Source organism: Arenimonas sp. (assembly GCF_035312645.1).
Lineage (GTDB): Bacteria > Pseudomonadota > Gammaproteobacteria > Xanthomonadales > Xanthomonadaceae > Arenimonas.
In genome coordinates, this window is sequence record NZ_DATGBO010000146.1 from 1 (window position 1) to 16,265 (window position 16,265).

14 protein-coding genes are annotated in these 16,265 nt (G+C 64.0%); 7 read left to right on the plus strand and 7 right to left on the minus strand.

The features are described from left to right. Nucleotides 1–190 precede the first annotated feature (190 nt). The 6 genes from VKM35_RS13320 to VKM35_RS13345 all read right to left on the minus strand — a co-directional run bounded on the left by VKM35_RS13320 (nt 191) and on the right by VKM35_RS13345 (nt 6,702). Nucleotides 191–1,459, minus strand: coding sequence for an OmpA family protein (locus tag VKM35_RS13320; protein WP_324321584.1), 1,269 nt, complete (start codon nt 1,457–1,459; stop codon nt 191–193). 230 nt (nt 1,460–1,689) lie between these two features. Next, nucleotides 1,690–3,705: a M56 family metallopeptidase gene (locus tag VKM35_RS13325; RefSeq protein WP_324321585.1), complete on the minus strand. Its 2,016-nt coding sequence runs from the start codon at nt 3,703–3,705 to the stop codon at nt 1,690–1,692. Beyond that, nucleotides 3,702–4,085 carry a BlaI/MecI/CopY family transcriptional regulator gene (locus VKM35_RS13330; RefSeq protein ID WP_324321586.1) on the minus strand — a complete coding sequence of 128 codons (384 nt, stop codon included), beginning with the start codon at nt 4,083–4,085 and terminating at the stop codon, nt 3,702–3,704. The genes VKM35_RS13325 and VKM35_RS13330 overlap by 4 nt, the downstream gene beginning before the upstream one ends. A 182-nt stretch (nt 4,086–4,267) precedes the next feature. Then, a complete protein-coding gene (locus VKM35_RS13335; protein ID WP_324321587.1) occupies nt 4,268–4,765 on the minus strand; it encodes a GNAT family N-acetyltransferase in 498 nt (165 codons plus the stop codon). A gap of 52 nt (nt 4,766–4,817) precedes the next feature. After that, nucleotides 4,818–5,375, minus strand: coding sequence for a hypothetical protein (locus tag VKM35_RS13340; protein ID WP_324321588.1), 558 nt, complete (start codon nt 5,373–5,375; stop codon nt 4,818–4,820). Between the two features lie 118 nt (nt 5,376–5,493). Continuing rightward, on the minus strand, nt 5,494–6,702 hold the full coding sequence (locus tag VKM35_RS13345; RefSeq protein ID WP_324321590.1) for a GGDEF domain-containing protein: 1,209 nt from the start codon (nt 6,700–6,702) through the stop codon (nt 5,494–5,496). Between the two features lie 218 nt (nt 6,703–6,920). Here VKM35_RS13345 and VKM35_RS13350 point away from each other — a divergent pair, with 218 nt between their 5' ends. The 6 genes from VKM35_RS13350 (at nt 6,921) to VKM35_RS13375 (ending at nt 13,183) form a co-directional block, all read left to right on the plus strand. After that, on the plus strand, nt 6,921–7,319 hold the full coding sequence (locus tag VKM35_RS13350) for a carboxypeptidase-like regulatory domain-containing protein (RefSeq protein ID WP_324321592.1): 399 nt from the start codon (nt 6,921–6,923) through the stop codon (nt 7,317–7,319). 140 nt (nt 7,320–7,459) lie between these two features. Beyond that, the gene (locus VKM35_RS13355; RefSeq protein ID WP_414636666.1) at nt 7,460–9,100 is read left to right on the plus strand and encodes an isovaleryl-CoA dehydrogenase; all 1,641 of its coding nucleotides are present in this window, start codon (nt 7,460–7,462) and stop codon (nt 9,098–9,100) included. Between the two features lie 339 nt (nt 9,101–9,439). Further along, the gene (locus VKM35_RS13360) at nt 9,440–10,753 is read left to right on the plus strand and encodes a sorbosone dehydrogenase family protein (protein ID WP_324321593.1); all 1,314 of its coding nucleotides are present in this window, start codon (nt 9,440–9,442) and stop codon (nt 10,751–10,753) included. A gap of 59 nt (nt 10,754–10,812) precedes the next feature. Then, complete coding sequence (gene tsaA / locus VKM35_RS13365; protein ID WP_324321594.1) at nt 10,813–11,358, plus strand: tRNA (N6-threonylcarbamoyladenosine(37)-N6)-methyltransferase TrmO; 546 nt, start codon at nt 10,813–10,815, stop codon at nt 11,356–11,358. Between the two features lie 93 nt (nt 11,359–11,451). Beyond that, nucleotides 11,452–12,219 (plus strand): hypothetical protein, encoded by a 768-nt coding sequence (locus tag VKM35_RS13370; protein ID WP_324321595.1) that lies wholly within the window; start codon nt 11,452–11,454, stop codon nt 12,217–12,219. Between the two features lie 190 nt (nt 12,220–12,409). Beyond that, nucleotides 12,410–13,183: an outer membrane protein gene (locus VKM35_RS13375; protein ID WP_324321596.1), complete on the plus strand. Its 774-nt coding sequence runs from the start codon at nt 12,410–12,412 to the stop codon at nt 13,181–13,183. Between the two features lie 67 nt (nt 13,184–13,250). Here VKM35_RS13375 and VKM35_RS13380 read toward each other — a convergent pair whose 3' ends face one another. Then, the gene (locus tag VKM35_RS13380; protein WP_324321597.1) at nt 13,251–15,368 is read right to left on the minus strand and encodes a M13 family metallopeptidase; all 2,118 of its coding nucleotides are present in this window, start codon (nt 15,366–15,368) and stop codon (nt 13,251–13,253) included. A gap of 109 nt (nt 15,369–15,477) precedes the next feature. Between VKM35_RS13380 and VKM35_RS13385 the strand changes: the two genes are divergently transcribed. Beyond that, nucleotides 15,478–16,265 (plus strand): M64 family metallopeptidase (locus tag VKM35_RS13385; protein WP_324321598.1); only part of this gene is annotated, 788 nt, incomplete at its 3' end.

Sequence of the window (16,265 nt, forward strand, 5' to 3'; positions counted from 1 at the left end):
GGAATACCTGGTCGCGGTCGCTGACCGCGCGCTCTACGCCGCGAAGGCGCGCGGTCGCAATTGCGTGGTCGGGCGCGGCGTGCGGATGCCGCGGTGAATTTTTTGTGTCGGTGCGTGGTCGCCAGCAAGCTGGCTCCTACGGGGCGAATCTTCGTAGGAGCCAGCTTGCTGGCGACCGAGCCTCAGGCAATCAATTCTTCACCAATTCCACGCGACGATTCTGCGCGCGGCCAATCGCCGTACCGTTGCTGGCCACGGGCTTGCTTGCACCGAAGCCTCTTGTGAGAAAACGCTCCGGGGCGACACCGGCGGCGACCAGCCAGGCTTTCACCGAGGCCGCACGTTTTTCCGACAGCTGCTGGTTGTGCGCGGCAGTCGCGGTGGCATCGGTGTGGCCTTCGATGGTGAATTTCCACGCGGCCTTTTCTTTCGCGAGCTTGACGATGTTTTCCAGCGCGGCTTTCGATTCCGGTTTGATCACATCCGAATCGGTATCGAAGTTGATGCCGTAGATGCGCGCACGGCCGGTGTCGCCGATGTCCTGCGCCAGTTGCGACGAGCCGTTCTGTGCGCCTTTCCAGTTCGGGCAGCTGCCGACCTTGTCGCTGATGCGCTTGCCGGTCCAGATCTGTCCGGGGCCGTCGGTCTGGCCGTCGTACCACCACAGCCCGAGCATCTGCTTGCCATCCGGCGAAAACGTCAGCACGGCGGGGCCGCGCGATTTCGTCTGTATCCAGGTGAAGCGCGAAACGCGACCTTCCATGCCGCCATTGGCGAGCAGGCCGCCATCGTGTTCGTAGCAACCCGATACCGACGCGCCGTCCTGCTGCAGGTGGAAGTTGTCGTAGTTGGTCGCATAGGTGCCGGAGACGCTGGGCACCGCGGTATGGGTTTTCTGTTCGCCGTAGGCGCGGAAATCGAACAACTCGAGATATTCCGGCGAGCCGTGGTTGCTCTTGATCGTCAGTCGCACCCAGCGACCCGGCACCAGCTTGGCGATCGAATAGCGCTGGCGGTCGAGTTTCGCTTTCAGTGCGACCACCGCGATCGTTTCGAAACCGGCGTCCGGTCCCTGATTGGATACTTCAACGGTTACGTCCTTGGCCGAGCGGCTGCCTTCGGCATCGCCATCTACGCCGGCAGAATCGAATTCGATGTTGTGGATCAGCGATTGCTCGGGCAGCACGATCAGCAATTGCTGCGGCGACACCACGTCCTTGGGCGTGGCCCAGCCGGTCTGGTGCGATTCGTCGAGCAGCCAGAACGCCGACCATTCCTCGTTGTATTCCGCGGGCTTCTTGAGAATCCAGGCGCCGTTCGCGTACGAGGTGAGGTTGAGTTCGGCGGCCGCTGCGGCAACGGGCTTCGCGGCGGCGGGTGGCGCGGCCTGCGTGAGATTGGCGGCGAAAACGCCGGCCACGGCGACGGCGATGATGGCGCTGGCGAAAATTTGGCGCACGGGAAACTCCTGGCGGTGATCGATCGGGGCGACGCGGTGGCAGACGCGTCAGCAGTATCGGCAGGTGTTCGCGTGCTTTGCAACCAAGGGTTCCCGGAGTGCGAATCAACGGGGAGGGTGGCTGCCGGATTACTGTGCGGCCTGCGATTGCGGCCGTTTTTGTCCGAGGTTCGTGTCGCTGAAAACGAAAGGCGCCGGTTGACGCCTTCCGTCTTTCAAACGCGATCGACTCAGCGTCCGCTCGTCGCCGGTACCGCCTTGCCGCTGCGCAGTGCTTCATCCATCAGCGCCTGCATGTCGCGATCGGCCTGGTGGCTGAGCAGTTCCTGCTGTTTGCCCAGCACTTCCATCTTGCGGCCGAGTTCCTGCATTGGCGCGCTGGCCTTCTGCATTTTTTCGCTCAGGGCCTGCATCGGTTCGCTGTTCGCCTGCATCTGCTGGCTCTGCGCCGACATCTTTTCGCTGATGGCCTGCGCTTTCTGGTTGACCGCTTCCATCTGCGCGTTCAACGCGTCCATCTTCTGGCTCAGGGCGTCCTGCTCGCTGCTGTTGGCGTTCTGCATCCGGTCGGCGAGCGGCTGCATCTTGACGCTCAGCGCTTCCTGCTCGCGGTTGAGTACTTCCATGTCGCGATTGAGTTTGTCCAACGCGGCGTTGTTGGGTTGCATGCGCGCATCCAGCGTTTCCATCTGCTTGCTCAGCGCTTCCATTTCCTGGCTGTGCGGCTCCATCTGCGCGCTGAGGGCTTCCATGCGCACGCTCAGCGCTTCGCTGGGTTGCCAGACTTGGGTGGCTTTGGCGACCAGCGCGGGATCGCGCACCAGATAGGCCTTGCCGCCGTGCCGGAACCAGAGGAAGTCGCCGGCGACTTCGCGCTTGAGGCGTTCGATCTGCGCGAGTTCGGCGGTGTTGCCCGAGAATGTCGTGTGCGCGCTGCCGGCATGGGCGAGGGCGAAACTGTCGCGGCTGTTGTCGTCGCGAGAAATGCGCAGGCCCTGCGTTTTCGGCGTGGTCGGCACCGTGGAGGTGGTCGGTGTGGTGGGTGTGACTGGAGTGACCGGCGTCACTGGCGTGGCTTCAGTCGCTTCGCTGGCATCCATCGCATCGCCGGCTTCAGTGGCGTCGACTGCATCGGCAGCATCCGATGCCTCGACGGGTTCGACGGCATCGACTGCTTCAACAGGATCGACAGCATCGGTCGCATCCTCGGCAGCGGTGGCCTGCACGGTGGTCTGGGCTTTTCCGCGAGTGGGCGTAGACGTGCCCTGCGCGTAGACGGTGAGACAGACTGCTGTCAATCCCAGGATCGGCAGAGCCAGTCGCCAGTTGAGTGTGTGGACGTTGGGGCGGATCAATCGCTGTATCCGTGACATGAGATTTCCTCCGTGCGCCGCTGGCGCGAGGTGGGGAGTGGAGAACTGGAAACGCTCCAGTTCCTGGAGGGCAAGGGCCAGGCGCCTAGGTTCGCCGAGGGCACTTGCCGCGAGATCGTCGGCAATCTGTTCGCGTTCGATGCGGATCTGCCGCGACAACCACCACACGACCGGGTGATAGAACAGTAGGGCTTCGATCGCGCTCTGGATCAGGTTGATGAGGTAGTCGTGACGCTTGATGTGCGCAAGTTCGTGCGCAAGCAACGCTTCGAGCAGGTCCACCGGCATGTTCGCGATCAGCGCAGCGGGCACGATTACGATCGGACGCCACCAGCCGGCGGCGACGGGGCTGTCGAGATCGTCGGCGACACGCAGGCCAATGCTGCGGCTTATGCGCAGACGCGAAGCGAGACGATCCAGGCGCAGTTGCCAGGCGGGGTTCACCGCCGCAGACGTCGCGCGACGGATGCGACCGACCCAGGCCAAGCCGAGCAGCATGCGCAGCGAAAGCAAAGTCGCGCCCAGCGACCAGGTCGCGACGATCCAGGGCAGTCGTACCTGCAGGTCGGTGCGCCAGGAGGCAAGCGGCATCGCGATGCTGGTGTTCGATACGGCGACGGCATCGACACTGCTCTGCGTGATCGGCGTCGCGAATACGCCGTCGGTGGGAAGGCCGCGCCAGATGCCGATCAGCGGCAGCGCCATGCACAGCGCCAGCGCCAGACACGCAACGAGGTAGCGTTGCTGCGGTCGGGCATTGCGCAGCACGGCCAGCAACAGCGCCGCCGCCGCGCCGATCAACACGCCCTGCCAGAGGAAATGGATCAGCGCCCACCCGAGCGCAGCGACGAAAACAGGCAGACTGGCGATCATGGTTCGTCTCCATGCAGGAATTTCTGGATTTCCTCGCGTTCCTTCTTCGTCACGTGCCCGCGCAATGCGGCCATGACCAATTCCTTGCCCGATCCGGCGAAGGCCTTGTGGATCAGTTCTTTCAGCAGACCGGTGCGCAGCGAGTCCTGCGCATGCGCGGGAGCGTAGACATGCGAGCGCTGGCTTTCGTCGCGGATCAGCAGGCCCTTGCCGTGCATGATCTGCATCAGCCGCAGCACCGTCGCGTAGGTGAGGTCCGGCCGCTTTTTCTGCATGGCCTCGTGCGCCTGTTTCACCGTCGCCGTGCCCAGTGGCCAGATCGTCTGCAACAGATCGAGTTCGGCGGCGGTGGGCTTGGGCAGGGGCGCGTTCTTGGCCATGGGGCGAGGCTGTCCGGAAGGTCGTTGGACAGGAGCCTAGAACGTCTAGACCGGTTTGTCTAGACCAATTTGTCTATGACTGATGGCAGGGGTGGGGGTCGCCAGCAAGCTGGCTCCTACGGGTGCTGCGTGGTTGTAGGAGCCAGCTTGCTGGCGACCCATCCGATGTATGCGGATCGGCGTCAGGACGAAAGCGGCGTGACGTCCGCCAACTGCAGCGAAACCAGTTTGCCGCCGCCCAGGCGCTGCTGGCCAACTTCCCGGAATCCGTGCCGCGCATGAAAAATCCGCGAGCCTTCATTGGGCGGATCGATATCGAATTCGCAAGTGAGTTTGTCGATGCCGTCCGCGCGCGCGAAGGCGAACAGGTCGTCGTAAAGCACCGCGCCCAGACGTCGACCCTGATGCGCCGTCGAGACCACCACGCGATCGATGTAGAGGAAGCGCGCGTAGGTCGCGGCGAACCAGCGGTAATTCGGGCTGTCGTAGTCGGCGCCTTCGCGCAATACGAGCAGGAAGGCCGCGACCTCGTCATCGATCTGCACAACCCGGTGATAGGCCGCCTGCTGATCCAAGTGCAGCAGCCGCGGCGCATCCATCGGGCTGAGAAACTGCACCGACTCGGCGTTCAAGGCCAGGATCGCGGCATGGTCTTGCGAAGTGGCGGCACGGATCAGCACCGCGCCGCCGGCTTCTCAATGTATGTGTGCGCGTTGCAGTGAACGCAGTAGTTCACGGCCACAACCACCAGAACGTCAGTGCGCTGATGATCGCGTAGATCAGGCCATCGAGAATGTCCTTGGCCACCGCCGCCCAGGGCACGCCTTTCCAGATGCCGTGCTGGACGCTGCCGCCGGCATAGGCGAGCAGGCTGAGCACGCCGACAAGATGGCCGGCGTGATGCGAATGCGAATGCAGGCCATAGGTCTGCAGCGCGACCGCGCCACCGATGGCGGCGATCAGCACCGTGTACAGAAACCATTTGATCAGCGCGCCGCCGATCGTCGGTGGACCGGGCTGGCGCAGCGTGAGGAAACCGATCGGGCCTTCGCGGAATTTCTTCTGGATCTCCTCGCCTTGCATCGCCTTCATGTCGGGGCAATGCGGAAAAACGTATTGCCCGGGCTTGGCGGTGCCGGCGCGAATCGCCGCGATCACGGCGTCCTCGTTCGACAAGGCCTGGTATTCCGATTTATGCCACTGGAACACCATATGGATCAGGCTGCTGGCGATGAAGATGAAACCGGCGGTGACCAGGATAGGCAACCAGAGCTGGACGAAATCGTTCATTACAGGCTCCTGTGAATTGACGCGGAAAAAACGTTTGTTGCGGACCAAGAAACGCGATAGATGTCGGCGGATGAAACTGCGGGCACAGCGTATTCCAAAAACCATCCCGTCGCCGCAATCAGGTGGGTTGCATGATCGCACCGCCGGTGCCTGGCTCCGCCAGTTCGACGCGATTCCTGCCGCCGGATTTTGCGGCGTACAAGGCTTGGTCGGCACGACGCAGCAGTGCGGCGAAACTGCGGTCGCCGGCATCGAGCACGGCGACGCCGATGGAGACGGCCAGGGGAATGTCGACGCCATCGAAGCGCAGGGGCTGCGCACGCAACTGCTGCTGGAAGCGCTCGGCCACAGCCAGGCTTTCGCCGCGATCGGCGCGATCGAGCAGCAGGAAAAATTCCTCGCCGCCAAGTCGGCCAGGCAGATCGCTTTTGCGGCAGACCGCTTCGAGCAGTGCGGCGAGATGTTTGAGCGCGAGATCGCCGACGTCGTGACCGTGGCGGTCGTTGATCGCCTTGAAAAAGTCCACGTCGAGCACCGCGACCGCAAAGACCTGATCCTGCCGCCGTGCCGCATGGAAAGCGCGTTCGCCGGCCAGCGCCACCGTGCGGCGATTGGCCAGACCGGTGAGGTAATCGGTGGATGCTGCGCGCTGCCATTGCCCGCGGATGCGTTCCAGGCACATCAGCAGGAAGGCAGTGGTGCCGATCACCGGCAAGGTCGCCGCCAGCACCAGGCCCAGCGAGTATTGCCAGCCGCTGAGTTGCAGAAGATTTTTCGCGACCGGCGGCGCGACGATCGCCTGCACCGCGCGCGCGAACATGATGCCGGCGATGATCAGGAAAATGGCGGCGAGCACCGCGCGGCTGGTCATCGCTTCGCGTTCGGCGAAGCGTTGCAAGGTGCGCGCGCTGGCGAACAGAACGCCGGCCATCGTCAGCGAAACCAGCGTGATGCGCAGGCCGAGATCCGGATGCACGGCGGTAAACCAGAACACCGCGACGGTGGCCAGCAGTGGCGGCAGCAGCAACGACCAGCGCTCCGGCAGACCGTAGAACTGGCGCAGCGCACGCAGATACGCGGTCATTCCCAGCAACAGCAAGGCGTTGGCCAGCGGTAGCACGAATGCTGGCGGCAGCGATTGCTGCACCGCTTGCAACACGCAACCCGCCGCCTGCAGCAAGGTGCCGACGCGCCAGCTGAAAGCGCTGGGTTGCACGTCCGGCGCCAGGCTGCCGTGCATGAGCCCGAGTACGCCGCCGTTGAGTAGCATCATCAGCATCGCCACCAGAAAAACGGTGCGCGGATCGATGGCGAAGAGCTCTGGCATGATCGGCCCGTGTCGCAGGTTCGGCCTGCATCCTAGCACTTGGGTCGGGCGGTATTTCTGCCGCGGATCTTCGTCTCCGCCGACAGGTTCGTGGGCTATGGAGCAGTCAGGTTGTCCGCCGGTTTGCTCGCGTATAGGCTGCACCGGAGTCCCGGATTTGCGAATGCGCCTCGGGCGATCGCCGCGACTTTCATCAGCTGCCAAGGAGATCATCGATCATGATCAGCTCGCGTATCTCGCTGCGAAAGATGCTGATCCGTTGCCTGCGTGCGGCCGCCATCGCCGGCCTCGCGATATCGGCGGCGGGTTCCGCGCAATCGGGTGCGGCGAGCCTGCGCGGCTGGGTCGCATTCGAGGACGTCGCCTACGTCGACGTGCAGCCACGGGCAAAGGTGCAGTTGCGCCACGACGCGCCCGAGGCCGGCACAGTGTATGTGACGCAGACGGATGAGCACGGCTTCTTCGTCTTTCCGCACACCGGCCTGGGACGCTTCATGCTCACGATCACCGCAGCAAATTTCCGGCCGTATTCGGCCGACGTCTACCTGGCCTCGGATTTTTCCGGAAACTGGGCGGTGCAATTGCGCGCGATCAGGAAGAAGCGGGCCGCGCGCTGAGTGCGTGCCGCGTTCGGTAATCGATCCACGCGATTGGAATTTGTCTGTGTTTGCGCGAGCAAAACCGGCGAGGGCGCAGCGGTTGCCCATTGCCGCCCCATAGGCGAAGCTCACCTCGCGCAACCAGCATCGGAGTCGACGTGAGCGAGCGCTTCCTGACCCACCAGGTCGAAAACCAGCCGCCATCGCTGCTGCCTTACGATGCCTTCAGCACCGACCTTCCGTTGCGCGAGGCATTGGCGCGCGAAGGCGGCGGTTGGGCGCAGGCACAGGTGCAGGCTTACGGCGTGCTGGCCGGTGGCGAGATGATGGCGCTGGGCGTGCAGGCGAACGAAAACCGGCCGACGTTCAAGCCGGTCGATCACTACGGCCATCGCATCGACGAAGTCGAATTCCATCCGGCGTATCACCGTCTGATGGAGCTCGGAACGCAGCATGGCGTCAGCGGGTTTGCCTGGCGTCATGCCGACAGCGAAGGTGCGCACGTCGCGCGTGCCGCGCTGATGTATCTGCATTACCAGGCCGATCAGGGTACGAGCTGCCCGCTGACGATGACTTATGCCTGCGTGCCCGCATTGCAGCAGGCGCCCGAATTGGCGCGCGACTGGTTGCCGCGCATCGTCTCGACGGATTACGACGGCAGCCATCGTCTCGCGTGGTTGAAGGCCGGCAATACCATCGGCATGGGCATGACCGAGAAGCAGGGCGGTTCCGACGTGCGCAGCAACACCACGCGCGCGACGCCGATCGGCGACGGGCTGTACGAACTGGTCGGGCACAAATGGTTTTTCTCGGCGCCGATGTGCGACGCCTTCCTCGTGCTTGCGCAAGCGGAAGCGGGATTGACATGTTTCCTGCTGCCGCGTTTCGCGCCCGACGGCAGCCTCAATGCCGTGCGCATCCAGCGCCTGAAAAACAAGCTCGGCGACTGGAGCAATGCCAGTAGCGAGGTCGAGTTCCAGGGCGCGGTAGCGTGGCGGGTCGGCGACGAAGGTCGCGGCGTCGCGACGATTTTGCAGATGGTCGCGCTGACGCGACAGGATTGCCTGATCGGTTCCGCCGCACTGATGCGGCAGGCGCTGGTGCAGGCCTGGCATCACGTCCGGCATCGTCGCGCGTTCGGACGGACCTTGAGCGAACAACCGCTGATGCGCAACGTGATCGCCGATCTCGCACTGGAATCGGAGGCGGCGACTGCGCTGACTTTCCGCGTTGCGCGCGCCATCGATGCCGGCGCGTTCGACGAAGGCGAAGCGGCCTTGGCGCGCGTGATCACTGCCTTGGGAAAATATTGGGTCTGCAAACGCGCCACGCCTTTCGTCAACGAGGCGCAGGAATGCCTGGGCGGCATCGGCTACGTCGAAGACTCGCCGCTGCCGCGACTGCTGCGGCAGGCGCCGCTGAATTCGATCTGGGAAGGCAGCGGCAATATCCAGTGCCTGGATGTGTTGCGCGCATTGCAGCGCGAGCCGGCCTGCCGTGCGGCGTATTTCCGGGAGTTGCTGGCCGCGCGCGGTGGTCACGTACTGCTCGATGCGGAAATTCTCAGGCTGGAGACGCTGCTGGGCGGTGACCCGACGCAACTCGAAGGGCAGTCGCGCCTGCTCGCCGAACGCATGACGCTGGCCCTGCAGGCAGCGCTGCTGATCCGTCACGGCGATGCCGCGATCGCCGACAGCTTCTGCCAAAGCCGTCTCGGCCATCAGCATGGCCTGGCATTCGGAACATTGCCGGCAGCGGCGCCGACAGCCCACCTGCTTGAGCGCGCCTGGCCAGCGTGAACCCCGGTGCCGTGGATGGCGAAGCCGTCGCCTCCGCTCAGTGCGGCGCCATCTCCGTCGTCGGCGCGGACACGCACACGCAACAGAATGAATCCCGTCGCCGCCAGCAGCGCATGGCCGATCGTCAGCGGGATGGGCAGCGGCCGCATCTTCAGGTGGAACGGCAGATTCATCCCGACCCCGCCCGCGGCGGCGACGATTGCGGGCTTGAAAGACGCCAGCAGTGGCGTCTTTATTTTTCAGCCGAAACCCGAACTTTCTTCGACGATTTATTCCGATTTTCACGGCCGCCTGATCCGCTTCGCACTACGTTGCGTGGGTCGATGCAAGGAGAACGTCATGTCAGAGAAAAAATATTTTGCGACCGCCATTTCCCTGGTCTTCGCGCTGACAGGCTGCCGCGAGTCGGCGACGCTGAGCGTCGAGCAAGGGTCTGGCCCCGATCCGGCACTGCCTATGCCCGACGCGCGCCTCATCCCGACCATCGACATCGCACCGGCGATCGGCTGGCCGGCAGGTACAACGCCGAAAGCCGCACCCGGGTTTGTCGTGGCGGCTTTCGCCAGCGGCTTCGATCATCCGCGCTGGCTCTACGTATTGCCTAATGGCGACGTGCTGGTCGCCGAATCGAATGCGCCGCCGAAACCCGAGGATGGCAAGGGCCTCAAGGGCGCGGTGATGAAGTCGGTGATGACGCGCGCCGGCGCCGCCGTTGCGAGCGCGAACCGGATCAGCCTGCTGCGCGATGGTGATGGCGACGGCGTCGCCGAACTGCGCACGGTTTTCATCAAGGACATGAATTCGCCGTTCGGCATGGCACTGGTCGGCAATAATTTTTATGTCGCCAACAGCGATGCCGTGCTGCGCTTTCCGTATCGCGAGGGTGCGACCGAAATAAGCGCCAGGCCGGTCAAGGTGGTGGATCTGCCCGCCGGCCCGATCAATCACCACTGGACCAAGAACCTGATTGCCAGTCGCGACGGAAAACGCTTGTACGTGACCGTCGGATCCAACAGCAACGTCGGCGAAAATGGCATCGAAAAGGAAGAAGGCCGCGCGGCGATCCTGGAAGTGGATCTCGCGACCGGCCATTCGCGCGTGTTCGCCAGCGGCCTGCGCAATCCCAATGGCCTTGGCTGGCAACCGAGCAGCGGACAACTCTGGACCGCGGTCAACGAACGCGACGAGATCGGCAGCGACCTCGTGCCCGACTACATGACGTCCGTGAAAGACGGCGGCTTCTACGGCTGGCCTTACAGCTACTACGGCCAGCACGTCGATGCGCGGGTGAAACCGCCGCGTCCGGACCTCGTCGCCAAGGCGCTGGTGCCTGACTATGCGCTCGGTCCACACACGGCATCGCTGGGTCTGGTTTTCTACGAAGGGAAATCCTTTCCCGCGCACTATCGCAACGGCGCCTTCATCGGCCAGCACGGCTCGTGGAATCGCCGACCGCCCAGCGGCTATCGCGTCGTGTTCGTGCCGTTTACCGATGGCCGCCCCTCGGGAAAGGTCGAGGACGTACTGACCGGGTTCCTCGATGCGAAGGGCAATGCCATGGGTCGGCCGGTTGGTGTGGCGGTGGACAAGACCGGCGCGCTGCTGGTCGCCGACGATGTCGGCAATGTGGTGTGGCGGATGCAGGCGAAGTAAGCGAGCGGATCGGCAGTGTTGACCTTATCCTGTAGCGCACTCGCCGCAACGGATCAGGCATGTCTGAATCTCGAATCCCATTCGCCTTCCATCCCATCGCCCACGTGCGCTCGCCGTACGCGCGGCGCATCGATGCGCCGCATCAGTCGACGGTGGTGGCGGGGACGGAGAGCGGTGATGTGGTGGAGGCGGTGATCGAGTTCGTCGCGGATTTTCCGGCGGCGGCGTTTCGCGATCTGGCCGGTTTCGAACGGATCTGGCTGCTGTTCGTGTTCGATCGCAGCGAGGGCTGGAAAGCGGAGGTGCGGCCGCCGCGCGGCGGCGGCAAGCGCAGCGTGTTGGCGACGCGCTCGCCGCATCGGCCGAATGCGCTCGGCTTGTCGGCGGTGAGTCTGGTCGCGATCGAGGGAAATACCTTGCGCGTGCGCGGCATCGATCTGCTCGACGGCACACCGATCCTCGATATCAAGCCTTACGTGCCCTATGCGGATGCATTTCCCACATCTGCGGCGGGCTGGATCGACGCCCTCGATGCGCAGCAGGGCCGGCAGTCCGCGCCTGGCCCGAAACGCCCGCGTACGAAAGTCATCGCGCCGAAAGCGTAGGCGGACGCTTCGTCACGGCGGCAGTGACTTCCGGACCATGCGCCGCTCACCCTGCGTGTCATAGTTCCCCACCGCCCTGCTCCGGAGATCGTCATGCGCGCCATTCCTCTTTTTCTCGCGGCCTGCCTGTTGGTCGTTGCCGGTTGCGCGAGTGTCGGCAGCGGTGCACACGATCCTGATGTCCTCGCCACAGCGCTGGCGAATCCGGCGCGTTCTGATGCCGATCGTGAGCGCGATGGCCGTGATCATCCCGCCGACGTATTGGCGCTCGCGAATTTCCGCCCCGGCATGACCATCGCCGACATTTTCGGTGGCGGCGGTTACTACAGCGAGATCATCGCCGGCATCGTCGGCGCGAAAGGCCAGGTGCGCCTGATCAACAATCCGTCCTACGACGGTTACGCGAAGAAAGGCCTGGCTACGCGTCTGGCCGACAACCGCCTGCCGAATGTCCATTACGAAGTTTCGCCGCCGGACAAGATGGCGCTGGGCAATGCCACGCTCGACGGCGCGCTGATCGTGATGTCGTATCACGACCTCTACGTCAACGACCCCAGCGACAACTGGCCGGGCATCGATGCCAGCCAGTTCATCGATCAGATCGTCGCCGGTCTCAAACATGGTGGCGTGTTGCTGATCGTCGATCACCAGGCGCGCGCGGGCAGCGGCAAGAGCGATTCGCAGGCGCTGCACCGCATCGAGGACACGTATGCGATCGCCGATTTCAAGGCGCATGGTCTGGACTTCGTCAGCTCGATCCCGGTGCTGCGCAACAGCGGCGACGACCACAGCCTCAATGTGTTCAATCCGGCGATCCGCGGCAAGACCGATCGTTTCGTGCATCTGTATCGCAAGCCCTGATGCGGGGGCGGCAGCCGTTTCTGCTGACCTCGCGGGCTTATCAGGGTAGGCTCGCCTGACCGAGCGTGCCGGTGACTGCCGTTTGCTTGGGTGACCCAGCCCGGGGCCGAACAGTGATCCTGTCTTCACTGCCCGATGTTTCGTCGATCTCCGGGGCTGGCGATTGCTACGACAACGATAAGGAAGAACCATGAACAAGCCTCTCGCCACCAGCCTCATCGCCCTTGGCCTGGCCATCGCCGGTCCGGCCGCGGCGCAAGACTCGCAGGACACGAAAGACAGCACCGCCAAGGACTGGGCCGGTTTCTACATCGGCATCCACTACGGCCACGGCAGCGCCAAGGCCGATACCGACTTCAGCCCGCTGCCGACCGCGACCCAGTTCGTCAACCTGCAACCGACCACGATCGCATTGCGTCCCAGTGGCTCGGTGTTCGGTGGCCAGCTCGGCTACAGCTGGCAATCGGGCCATGCGGTCTGGGGATTCCAGGGCGATGTGTCCTCGCTCAACATGGACGACAGCGTGACCCGCTCGCCGATCACGCAGAACAACGGCACGCCGTTCTTCGCCGGTAGCTACATCAGCGCCAGTGCCGATTACGGCCGCATGTACACCTTGCGCGCGCGCCTGGGCTACGCCACGAACAACGGCTGGCTGTTCTACGGCACCGGCGGCTTCGCCCGCGCCAAGATCGAAAACAGCGCGGTCACCAACTTCCGCCCGGTCGGCTCGACGCAGTACATCGCGCTCACCAGCGACTCGCATACCGGCCATGTCTACGGCCTTGGCGCGGCTTACAAGATTTCCGAGCACATGTCGGTCAACGCCGAGTACACGCACTTCGGCTTGGGCGACCAGTCGAAGGTCGCCGACGCAACGCCGCTGCTGCCGCCGTTCCAGGTCGGCTATCACTGGCAGGCCGAAGGCAAGATGTGGCAGATCGGCTTCAACTACCACTTCTGATTTTTCATGCAGGAACGGAATGACCGCGACGGTTTCAAGTCGCGGTCATGACCGCTCCCACGAAGTATCACCAGACTTTTACGCGCTGCTCCGGTGCGAGATAGCGCTTCTGGCCAGGTTTCACGTCGAAGGCCGGATACCAGGCTTCTTCGTTGCGCACGGTGGCGGCACGGTATTCGCCGGGCGCGTGCACGCCGGTGAGGATGCTGTTGCGTAGCGCCGGCTCGCGTGCCTTGCTGCGCCAGGCCTGGGCCCAGCCGAGGAAGAAGCGCTGGTCGGGCGTCAAGCCTTCCAGTGATTGCGCCGGTTTGTCTTTCTGCGACAGACGGTAAGCGTCGTAAGCCGTGGCGAGGCCGGCGACGTCGGCGATGTTCTCGCCCAGCGTGAGCTTGCCGTTGACTGCCAGATCCGGGAACGGACGATAGGTGTCGTATTGCGCTGCGAGCGCTGCACCCGCCGCGTCAAAACGCTTGAGGTCTTCGGGCGTCCACCAATTCGCCATGCGTCCGGTTTCGTCGAACAGCGCGCCGCTGGAATCGAAACTGTGCGTGACTTCGTGGCCGATCACCGCGCCGATTGCGCCATAGTTCACCGCATCGTCGGCGGCGCCGTCGAAGAACGGTGCTTCCAGAATCGCGGCCGGGAAGATCAGGCGATTTTCCAGCGGAATGTTCAGCGCGTTCACTTCCTGCGGCAGCAGGTACCACTCGCCGTGATCGACCGGCTTACCGAGCTTGCCGATGTTGCGCTGGTAATCGAACAGCGACGCACGCTCGGCATTGCCCAGCGCGTCGTCGGCGCGGACCTCAAGCGCGGAGTAGTCGCGCCAGGTCGAGGGGTAACCCATGCCGATCTGCAGACCGGCGAGTTTCGCTTTCGCATGCGCCTTGGTCGCCGGCGTCATCCAGTCGATGCGATCGATGCGCTTGTCGAATGCCGCGAGGATGTCCTTGACCATCGCGTCGGCGCGCGCCTTGGTCGCGGCGCTGAAATGACGCTCGACGTAGATCTTGCCGACGGCTTCACCGAGCGCGCCGTCGACGGCATTGACGCCGCGCTTCCAGCGCACCTGCTGTTCGGGCGTGCCGTTGAGCGTCTTGCCGTAGAACGCGAACGCTTCGTCGGAAAAAGCTTTTGGCAGCACGCCGGCTTCGCGATCAAGCGCATGGAAAGCGAGGTAATCCTTCCAGGTGTCCAGCGGTTGCGCCGCCACGAGCTTGGAAATGCCGGCGATCGCCGACGGCTGCCAGACGATGAAATCGGTCTGGTTCTGCAGCGCGGCACCGGTGAGGAAAGCATTCCAGTCCATGCCCGGCGCTTTCTTTGCGAAATCGGCCTGCGCCCAGTAATTCGCGCCTTTTTTCACGTCGTTGGTATCGACCTGGCTGACATGCGCGTGCGCGATCGCGGTTTCCAGCGCGAGGATGCGATCGGCTTTCGCCGATGCATCGGAAATTTTCGCCAGGCCCAGCACCGTCGCGATGTGGTCGTGATACTGCTTGCGGATCTGCACGAAGCGTCCGCCCTCGAGATAGAAATCGCGATCGGGCAGGCCCAGGCCGCCCTGCACCAGATACGGCGCGTATTGCGTGGGCTTGTCGAGATTCTGCGAGACCCACAGGCCGAAAAGACGGTCGGTGTAATAGTTGGTGGAGTTCATCAGGTCGACGTCGGCGCGCAGCGTGCCGCCCAATGCCTGCGACAGTCCGGACTTGTCCTTGATCGCGGCGATCGCGTCGAGTTCGGGTTGCATCGGCGTCAGGCCCTTGGCCTCGATGCCGGTCTCGTCCATGAAGGCGGTGTAGTAGTCGCCGATCTTTTTCGTCTCGCCGGTCGCGGCCTTGTTAGCGGCGGTTTCCTCGATGATCGCGCGGGTACGCGTCAACGCTTTTTCGGTGAGCACGGTGAAGCTGTTGTAGCTGCTGCGGTCGGCGGGAATTTCCGTGCTCTTGAACCAGCTGCCATTGGCATAGGAGAAGAAGTCGTCACCGGGCGCGACGCTTTTGTCCATGCCGGCGGTATCGAAGCCGAAGCTGCCGAGTTCGGGCTTGGCCGGCGCTGCCGGCGCCGGGGGCGGCGTGTTCGCGACGTTGGTCGGCGTGGATTCCGCCGCGGGTTTGCAGGCCGCGAGCAACGCCGCGCTGACGAGGATCAGGGCAGGGCCCCGGAGTGGATGGGCGGACATGCTGTGCTCCCGGACATTGGCGAAGGCAGAGAATAGGCTTTCCCGCGAGCGGCGCAAGTGCAGCGATCGCGTATGCGACACTTCCGCCCTGACCTCAGGGAGCCGCGCCATGAAACCATCTCCTCTCGCAGTCCGGCGGATGCTCGCGGGTCTCGCGCTCGCTTTCGCGGCCCAGGTTTCCGCCGCCGAACCAGCGCCGACGATGCGCGTGGATTATCTGCATAGCGGCAATAGCAAGAGCGATCACTACGCGCTCGAGCGCGTGCTGATCGAGCCGCTACCCTGGCCGGGCAATCCGGCGCGGCCGCTCGACGACAGCGACCGCGGCAACAATCGTTTCGAGGTGATCGACGGCAAGAGCGGCGCGGTGTTGTATTCGCGCGGATTCAACACGGTGTTCGGCGAATGGCGCAGTACCGACGAGGCCACTGTCCGCGATCGCGGCTTCGAGGAGTCGCTGCGTTTCCCGAAACCTGCCGGCCCCGTGCATGTGCGCGTGCTCGCGCGCGGTGCGGACAATAAATTTGCGGAAGTCTGGCGTGTCGATGTCGATCCTGATGCTCCCGATGTCGTGCGCAAGCAGGCGCCGGCAGCGGCGACGCCGATCGCGATCCGCCATAACGGACCGTCTGCCGACAAGGTTGACCTGCTGATCCTCGGCGACGGCTACACGCAGGCCGACATGAAGAAATTCGAAGCCGACGCGCGCCGCCTGGCCGAGCATCTGTTCAAGGTATCGCCGTTCCGTGAGCGCGCCAATGATTTCAACGTCTGGGGCCTGGCGGTGCCGACCCAGGAGTCGGGCGTCTCGCGGCCGTCGACCGGCGTTCACCATGCCTCGCCGCTCGGAACGCGTTACGACATCTTCGGCAGCGAGCGCTACGTGCTCACGCTCGA

Coding starts and splice junctions, on each gene's coding strand:
- tsaA (WP_324321594.1), top strand. CDS start 10,813: ATGTCTGAATCTCGAATCCCATTCGCCTTCCATCCCATCGCCCACGTG.
- VKM35_RS13350 (WP_324321592.1), top strand. CDS start 6,921: ATGATCAGCTCGCGTATCTCGCTGCGAAAGATGCTGATCCGTTGCCTG.
- VKM35_RS13380 (WP_324321597.1), bottom strand. CDS start 15,368: ATGTCCGCCCATCCACTCCGGGGCCCTGCCCTGATCCTCGTCAGCGCG.
- VKM35_RS13330 (WP_324321586.1), bottom strand. CDS start 4,085: ATGGCCAAGAACGCGCCCCTGCCCAAGCCCACCGCCGCCGAACTCGAT.
- VKM35_RS13345 (WP_324321590.1), bottom strand. CDS start 6,702: ATGCCAGAGCTCTTCGCCATCGATCCGCGCACCGTTTTTCTGGTGGCG.
- VKM35_RS13325 (WP_324321585.1), bottom strand. CDS start 3,705: ATGATCGCCAGTCTGCCTGTTTTCGTCGCTGCGCTCGGGTGGGCGCTG.
- VKM35_RS13360 (WP_324321593.1), top strand. CDS start 9,440: ATGTCAGAGAAAAAATATTTTGCGACCGCCATTTCCCTGGTCTTCGCG.
- VKM35_RS13370 (WP_324321595.1), top strand. CDS start 11,452: ATGCGCGCCATTCCTCTTTTTCTCGCGGCCTGCCTGTTGGTCGTTGCC.
- VKM35_RS13375 (WP_324321596.1), top strand. CDS start 12,410: ATGAACAAGCCTCTCGCCACCAGCCTCATCGCCCTTGGCCTGGCCATC.
- VKM35_RS13340 (WP_324321588.1), bottom strand. CDS start 5,375: ATGAACGATTTCGTCCAGCTCTGGTTGCCTATCCTGGTCACCGCCGGT.